Raw genomic sequence first — 7,454 nt, forward strand, 5'->3', positions numbered from 1 at the left:
CCGGCAGGGGCGGCTCGGACGGGACCGGGCGCGCCCGGCCTCAGTGCGCCGAGGCCTTCTCCGCACCCGCGCCGGTGAGCGAGCGCACCTCCATCTCCTTGTGCTTGTCCTCCAGGTGCTCGGAGGACAGCACCGTGCCGAGCCAGCCGAGGAAGAACGACACCGGGATGGACACCAGCCCCGGGTTCTGCAGCGGGAACCAGCTGAAGTCCGCCCCGCTGATCATCGAGTTCTCCGTGCCGGACACGGCCGGGGAGAACACGATGAGCACGATCGTGACCGACAGCCCGCCGTAGATCGACCACAGCGCGCCCGAGGTGTTGAACCGCCTCCAGAACAGCGAGTACAGGATGGTCGGCAGGTTGGCCGAGGCCGCCACGGCGAACGCCAGGGCGACCAGGAACGCCACGTTCTGGTCCTTGGCCAGGATCCCGCCGAGAATCGCGACCGCGCCGATGACGCAGGCGGTGATGCGGGCGACCCGGACCTCGGTGTTCTTGCTGTCGACCTTGCCCTTCTTGATCACGTTGGCGTAGACGTCGTGGGCGAACGACGCCGACGCGGTGATGGTCAGGCCCGCCACCACGGCCAGGATCGTCGCGAACGCGACGGCGGCGATGAAGCCGAGCAGCACCGGTCCGCCGATCGCGTGGGCGAGCAGCGGTGCCGCCGAGTTCTCCCCGCCGGGGGCGTTGTTGATCGTGTCGGTGCCGACGATGGCCGCCGCGCCGTAGCCCAGCACCAGGGTGAACAGGTAGAACAGGCCGATCAGGGAGATGGCCCACACCACCGACTTCCGGGCGTCCTTCGACGTGGGCACGGTGTAGAAGCGCATCAGCACGTGCGGCAGGCCCGCCGTGCCGAGCACGAGGGCGACGCCGAGGGACAGGAAGTCCAGCTGGGTGGCGCTGTCCACGCCGTACTTGGCGCCCGGGTTGAGCAGCGTGTCGCCCTCACCGGAGCGTTCGGCGGCGGAGCCGAGCAGTTCGGAGAGGTTGAACCCGTACTTGCCGAACACCCAGACCGTCATCGCGAACGTCCCGGCGATCAGCAGCCCGGCCTTGATGATCTGCACCCAGGTGGTGCCCTTCATCCCGCCGACCAGCACGTAAATGATCATCACGACGCCGACGACCGCGATGACGAGGCCCTGGCCGACGTCGCCCTCGACACCGAGCAGCAGCGACACCAGCGCGCCCGCGCCCGCCATCTGCGCCAGCAGGTAGAAGAACGACACGGCCATCGTCGAGGTGGCCGCCGCGGCCCGCACCGGCCGTTGCCGCATGCGGAACGCCAGGACGTCGCCCATGGTGAACTTGCCGGTGTTCCGCAGCAGCTCCGCTACCAGCAGCAACGCCACCAGCCAGGCCACGAGGAACCCGATCGAGTACAGGAAGCCGTCGTAGCCGTAGACGGCGATCGCGCCCGCGATACCGAGGAACGACGCCGCCGAGAGGTAGTCCCCGGCGATGGCCGTGCCGTTCTGCGGTCCGGAGAAGGCCCGGCCCGCCGCGTAGTAGTCCGACGCGGTCTTGGTGTTGCGCGACGCGCGGAACACCACGACCAGGGTCACCAGCACGAACAGTGTGAAGATCGTGATGTTGAGTGCGGGATTGTTGCCTTCGATGCTCTGCGCGAGGTTCACGACGACGCCTTCCCTTCCGTCTGGTCACCGTCGGTGTCCGGCTCGCCGTCGGCGAACCCGGCCGCCTCGACGTCACTGCGGATGCTGTCGGCGACCGGGTCGAGCCTGCGGTTGGCGTAGCGCACGTACAGCCCCGTGATCACGAAGGTGGACACGAATTGCAGCAGCCCGAAGATCAACCCGATGTTGATGTTGCCGACGACCCGGACGGACATGAAGCCGTGGGCGTAGTCGGCCAACAGCACGTACAGCAGATACCAGACCAGAAACAACGCGGTCATCGGGAAGACGAAGTTCCGCAGCCGTTTCCGCAGGTCCTGGAACTCGGCGCTGCCGTGCACCTCGGCCCAGGACCTCGGCCCCGGCGGATGCGTCGAGGGCTCGGTGGTACTCACTCTCCTGACCTCCTCGTCAGTGGCGCACTCTCGTCGGTGGGCGCACCCGCCGACCGGTGCCCGTGGAGGGCGGCCGGTCCGCGGTGCGCCGTGCGTGCCGCGTCACAGTAGGGAGGAGGCCCGATACGCCGTAATTGTCAGCGGACCAATCGGCGCGTGATGCGACGAACGGCCGACGAGCGGCGGGCCGACCACGACGAGTGGCCCAGGTCACGTGCCAGGGTCCGGCGGTCGGCGAACGGGGAGCTGTGGTGTTCGTGCAGGTGCAGACGCAGCATCGCCGCCGTCGCCCACGGAGGTGGCCTGCCGAACAGCGACACCACCACCATCACCGCGAAGGCGAGCGGCACCGACCACGGGGCCGGCTGGACGAGCAGGACGGTGAGCCATCCCGGCAGCGCGAGATCGAGGGTGCCCAGCAGGAAGGCCCCGCACGAGGTCGCCAGCCCGACCGCGACCCCGGCGACCGCGCCCGCCGCCGTCAGCCGCGACCACCAGATCCCCAGCACCAGCAGCGGGCAGAACGTCGAGGCCGCGACCGTGAAACCCCAGCCGACCAGCGTGCTGGCGTCCAGCCCGAGGGCGGGCAGGGCCAGCAGCACCAGCACCGCCGCCGCCCCGAGCACCGCGACCCGCAACTGCCGCAGCCCGCCGGGCACCAGATCGTGCGAGATCGCGCCGGCCACCACCAGCAGCAGTCCGAGCGAGGTCGCCAGGAACGCCGCGAACGCACCCGCGGTCAGCAAGCCGGTGAACACCGTCCCGACGAGGGTGTCGTCGACCCGGGCGGGCAGGGCCACCACGGCGCTGTCCGTCGCCCCGGACAGGTACAGGTGCGGCACGAGCACGTGACCGAGCGTGCCGTAGATGCCGGGGAAGAGGTAGAACACCGACAGCAGCACCACGGTCAACGCGGCCGTGCGTCGGGCGGCGGTGCCGTCCGGGCTGGTGTGGAACCGCATGATGACGTGCGGCAGGCCCATCGTTCCGAACATCGTCGCCATCAGCACCGCGAGCGTGGCCAGCAGCGGGTGTCCGGTGTCGTCGAGATCGAGCAGCGGCCGTTCCCAGCCCGCGGCGCCCGGTGGTGCCGCCCCCTCGGGTTCGGGGGCGCGGCTGCCCGCGGCGAAGGTGATCCGGGTTTCCTCCGGCACGGTCCATTCCCCCGGGGGAACGGTCCGCGTGCCGCCGTCCGGGGTGCGCACCCGCACCCCCTCGGGAACGTCGAGAGTGGCCCCCACCCGGAAGGTCACCGCGGTCTCGCTGTCGAACCGGGTGAACTCCTCGGCGGTCAGCGCCCGCTCGCGGACGTCCGGCCCGACCTGCGCCAGCAGCCACAGCGCGGGCACGATGAACAGCACCAGTTTCAACGCGAACTGGAACGCCTGGACGTAGGTCGCCGCCCGCATCCCGCCCAGGGCCAGGGTGGCGCTCACCGCGCCCCCGGCGATGATCACGCCCACCCAGTAGGGCGTCCCGCTGACCACGCTGAGCACCAGGCCGGCGGTGCGGAACTGGGGTACCAGGTAGAGCACCCCGATCGTCAGCACGACCGTCGCGGCCAGCCTGCGCAGCGTGGGCGAGGCCAACCGCGCCTCGGCGAAATCGGGCACCGTCAGCGCGCCCGAACGGCGCATCGGCGCGGCCACCAGTGCCAGCATGGCGATGTAGCCCGCGGTGAAGCCGACCGGATACCACAGGGCGCCCACGCCGTCGCGGATCATCAGGCCGGCCACCCCGAGGAACGAGGCGGCGGAGAGGTACTCCCCGGACACCGCCGCCGAGTTCAGCAGCGGGGACACCCGGCGCGAGGCCACGAGGAAGTCGGACGTCGTGCGCATGGCCGCGACGCCGCGCAGGCCGACGAACAGAGTGACCAACAGCACCGGCGCCACGGCGAGCGTGACGATCACGGGGGACCTCCCCGGCCCGGACGGTCCCCGCCCGCGTCCCCGTCGTCCCCGTCGCCGCCGCCGTCACCGCTGCCGCTGTGGTCGGACCGTTCGGTGCGCTCGACGTGGCGCAGATGCCACACCGCCAGCAGCACCATGCACGGGAACGGCAGCACGCCGACCGCCACCCAGGACACGGGGACACCGAACACCCGCACCGTGTCCAGCGCGGGGACGGCCGCCAGCAGCAGGGGTAGTCCGACGACGAGTACGCCCAGCAGCGTGAGGGTGACCATCGCCCGGCGCAGCTGCACCCGGTACTGGGCGACCGCCCGCGGCGCGTCCGCCGGGTCGAGCGTGGTGGGACGCCACGGGCCGCGGTAGCGCCGTCGTGCGTGCGCCAGCCGCGTCTGCGGGCTGGTGACCGTCACTCGGCGCTGACTCATGGTGCTGCGGCGGAGGTTCCGGTGCGCACGGTGCTCACGGGGTCGTCCCCTCCGCGTGCAGCTCGCCGCGCTGTGCCGCGCGCAGCAGCTGTTCCCGCAGGTCGCGCGCGTGCCGCCTGCTCACCGGGACGTCACCCAGGTCGGTGTGCGCGAGCAGGCCCCCGACGGAGTCGCTGCGCAACTCCCGCACCGCGCTCAGCGCGACCAGGAATCCCCGGTGGGTGCGGACGAACCCGGCGTCGGCCCAGTACTCCTCCAACCGGGAGATCGGCATCCGGACCAGGTGGACCCCGGACCGCGTGTGCAGCCGGACGTAGTCACCGTGCGCCTCCACGAACCGCACGTCCTGGCGCTGGACGTACCGGGTGCGCCCCGCCGACTCGACCGGCAGTGCCGCCAGCGCGTCGGGGGTCGACTGCCGCGGGGGCGGCGGGTGGTCACCGGGCACCATCCGGCCCACCCGGGCCAGGGCGTCGGCCAGACGTTCGGCGCGCACGGGCTTGAGCAGATAGTCGACCGCGCCGATCCCGAACGCCGCCACGGCGTGCTCGTCGTAGGCGGTCACGAACACGATCACCGGGGGAGTGGCGAGTTTGTTCAGCAGCGCGGCGAGTTCGAGCCCGTCCAGTCCGGGCATCGCGATGTCCAGGAACACCGCGTCGAACCGGTCGTCCTGCAGCCTCTTGAGGGCCGTCAGCGGGTCGGCCGCCGCGACGACCTCGGTGACCTCGGGCGACTCCCGCAGCAGGTGGCACAGGTCGTCCAGGGCCGCGGGGACGTCGTCGACGGCCAGCACCCGCAGGGCCGTCGGGGTGGGATTGGTCTCGGTCACGGCATCACTCCCGGCTGGAATCGCGGTATCCGCATCACGACCCGCGTGCCCGCACCCTCCGCCGTCTCGAGGACGAGGCCGAACCACGGCCCGTACACGTTACGCAGACGGCGGTCGACGTTGGCCAGCCCCATGCCCGTGGCCCCACCGGTGCCCGCGAGCAGGTCGCGGGCCAGTTCCGGGTCCATGCCGACCCCGTCGTCGGTGACGCTGAGCACGCAATCGGTTCCCTCCGCCTCGCCGAGCACCTGCACGGTGCCGCCGTCGGTGTGGCGTTCGATCCCGTGCCGGACGGCGTTCTCCACGATCGGCTGCAGCACCAGGTACGGCAGTGCCACGGCGAGGACCTCGGGCGCGACCCGCACCTGCACCCGGAGCCGGTCGCCGAGCACCGCGCGCTGCAGGGCGAGATAGGTCTCGATGGCGTGAAACTCGTCGGCCACGGTCGTGTACTCCCCGTGGCTGGCGAGGCTGTACCGGATGTAGTCGGCGAAGTCGAGCATCAGTTCCCGGGAACGGTCCGGGTCCGGCCGCACGAGTCCCGCGATCACGGTCAGCGCGTTGTAGACGAAGTGCGGGGAGATCTCGGCACGCAGCGCCCGCAGTTCGGCCTCGGCGGCCTGCTCCGCCGACGCCTCGAGGCGGGCGCGTTCGAGCGCGGCGACGATGAGGTTCGCCACCTCGCGCAGTTCCGCCGTGCGCGGGGCCCCCGCGACGACGAGGACCCCGGCGAGTTCGTCGTGGACCAGCAACGGCAGCGCGACCACGTCGCCCCGGCGGCCGCGGTGCTCGGTGTGCAGGACCCGGTCGATCAGCGCCGTGGCGTCGACGTCGGCGGGCATGCCACCGACGGTGGTGACGGTCCCGGAGAGGTCGGCCAGCCCGACGGCGTCGGCCGCGAGCAACCTGCGGATGCCGCGGCAGGCCGCACGCACCCGGGGGCCGGCGAGTCCGTCGGCGAGGTCGTCGGACACGTGCCGGGCCGTGCGCAGGACCGCACCGGAGTCCCGCGGACCTCGCGACCACGGCGAACCCCGCTGTGGACGGAGTCGTCCCGTGGGTGTCGACATGTGGCTCCCAGCGTCGTCGGCGGTGCGGGGGAATCTAACCGCGCGCACACCGGTCCGGGAACCCTCCGGGGCACACCGGGAGTGACATTCCGCTCAAATCGTGCGCGACGTCGACCGTCGGGGCCCTCCGGTCGATCGCGGGGACCGGCGCCGCGACGGGACACCCGCCGGTGCGGATAATCGCGGCATACAGGGGTGGGACCGTCCGTTCACCACCGCCGTCGTGCCGTGTCGGGGAAGGCGGTGCGGGCGGAGTGGGGGGTCGCCGCGGAGGCGGCGTGCCCGTGTGGTCCGTGGCCGGAAGCCGCCGTCGCGTGCGGTCCGCCAAGTACGATCACGCCTGCAGTGCCCGACGCACACCCGACCGGGAGGGGTTGACGAGACCGAGATGAGCACACCACCCCCCACCACACCGAAGCTGTTCAGCCGCACGACCTGGCGGGAGTGGAAACAGGTCGCCGAGATCCTGCGCCTGGAGACCGTGGGCGGGATGTTGCTGCTGGCCGGGGCGGTCGTCGCGCTGGTCTGGGCGAACTCGCCCTGGTCGGAGGCCTACACGGCGATGCGGGAGTTCACCGTCGGCCCGGAGGCGCTGCACCTGGATCTCGACCTGTCGCACTGGGCCGCCGACGGTCTGCTGGCCATCTTCTTCTTCGTGGTGGGGCTGGAGCTCAAACGCGAGTTCGTCGCCGGGGAACTCCGGGACCCACGGCGGGCGGCGGTGCCGGTCGCGGCGGCGGTCGGCGGCGTGATCCTTCCCGCGGCGATCTACGTCGTGATCAACCTGGGTGATTCGTCGGCACTGAGCGGGTGGGCGATCCCCACCGCGACCGACATCGCGTTCGCCGTGGCCGTGCTGGCGGTCGTCGGCCGGTTCCTGCCGTCGGCCCTGCGGATGTTCCTGCTCACGCTGGCCGTGGTCGACGACCTCATCGCGATCACCATCATCGCCGTCTTCTACACCGACGACCTCGCGGTCGGCCCCCTGCTGCTGGCGCTCGCCCCGCTCGCCGTGTTCACGCTGCTCGTCCAGCGTCGCGTGCGGTCGTGGTGGCTGCTCATCCCGCTCGGCCTGCTCACCTGGGGGCTGGTGCACGCCTCCGGCGTCCACGCGACCGTGGCCGGGGTGCTGCTCGGGTTCGCGGTGCCCGCGCTGCGGCGCGAGGGCGAGGCC

The 7,454-nt window shown here is 71.8% G+C and carries 7 protein-coding genes; 1 reads left to right on the forward strand and 6 read right to left on the reverse strand.

Annotated features, from left to right (window positions below):
• Positions 1-40: 40 nt before the first annotated feature.
• The 6 genes from SACHA_RS0110345 to SACHA_RS0110370 form a co-directional block, all read right to left on the reverse strand.
• Positions 41-1,645 carry a solute symporter family protein gene (locus SACHA_RS0110345; protein ID WP_019809461.1) on the reverse strand — a complete coding sequence of 535 codons (1,605 nt, stop codon included), beginning with the start codon at positions 1,643-1,645 and terminating at the stop codon, positions 41-43.
• On the reverse strand, positions 1,642-2,040 hold the full coding sequence (locus SACHA_RS0110350; RefSeq protein ID WP_019809462.1) for a DUF485 domain-containing protein: 399 nt from the start codon (positions 2,038-2,040) through the stop codon (positions 1,642-1,644). The genes SACHA_RS0110345 and SACHA_RS0110350 overlap by 4 nt, the downstream gene beginning before the upstream one ends.
• Positions 2,041-2,177: 137 nt before the next feature.
• Positions 2,178-3,953 carry a sodium/solute symporter gene (locus SACHA_RS0110355; RefSeq protein ID WP_019809463.1) on the reverse strand — a complete coding sequence of 592 codons (1,776 nt, stop codon included), beginning with the start codon at positions 3,951-3,953 and terminating at the stop codon, positions 2,178-2,180.
• Entirely contained in the window at positions 3,950-4,378 is a 429-nt protein-coding gene (locus SACHA_RS0110360; protein WP_028663057.1) for a hypothetical protein, read from the reverse strand. Before SACHA_RS0110360 ends, SACHA_RS0110355 begins: the two co-directional genes overlap by 4 nt.
• Before the next feature lie 34 nt (positions 4,379-4,412).
• The gene (locus SACHA_RS0110365) at positions 4,413-5,210 is read right to left on the reverse strand and encodes a LytR/AlgR family response regulator transcription factor (RefSeq protein ID WP_019809465.1); all 798 of its coding nucleotides are present in this window, start codon (positions 5,208-5,210) and stop codon (positions 4,413-4,415) included.
• Positions 5,207-6,280, reverse strand: coding sequence for a sensor histidine kinase (locus SACHA_RS0110370; RefSeq protein ID WP_028663058.1), 1,074 nt, complete (start codon positions 6,278-6,280; stop codon positions 5,207-5,209). Before SACHA_RS0110370 ends, SACHA_RS0110365 begins: the two co-directional genes overlap by 4 nt.
• 388 nt (positions 6,281-6,668) lie before the next feature.
• On the opposite strand from SACHA_RS0110370, the gene SACHA_RS0110375 reads away from it, so the two are divergent.
• The coding region (locus tag SACHA_RS0110375) for a Na+/H+ antiporter NhaA (protein ID WP_019809467.1) at positions 6,669-7,454 on the forward strand (786 nt) is incomplete at its 3' end.

The organism is Saccharomonospora halophila 8 (assembly GCF_000383775.1).
Taxonomy (GTDB): Bacteria; Actinomycetota; Actinomycetes; order Mycobacteriales; family Pseudonocardiaceae; genus Saccharomonospora; species Saccharomonospora halophila.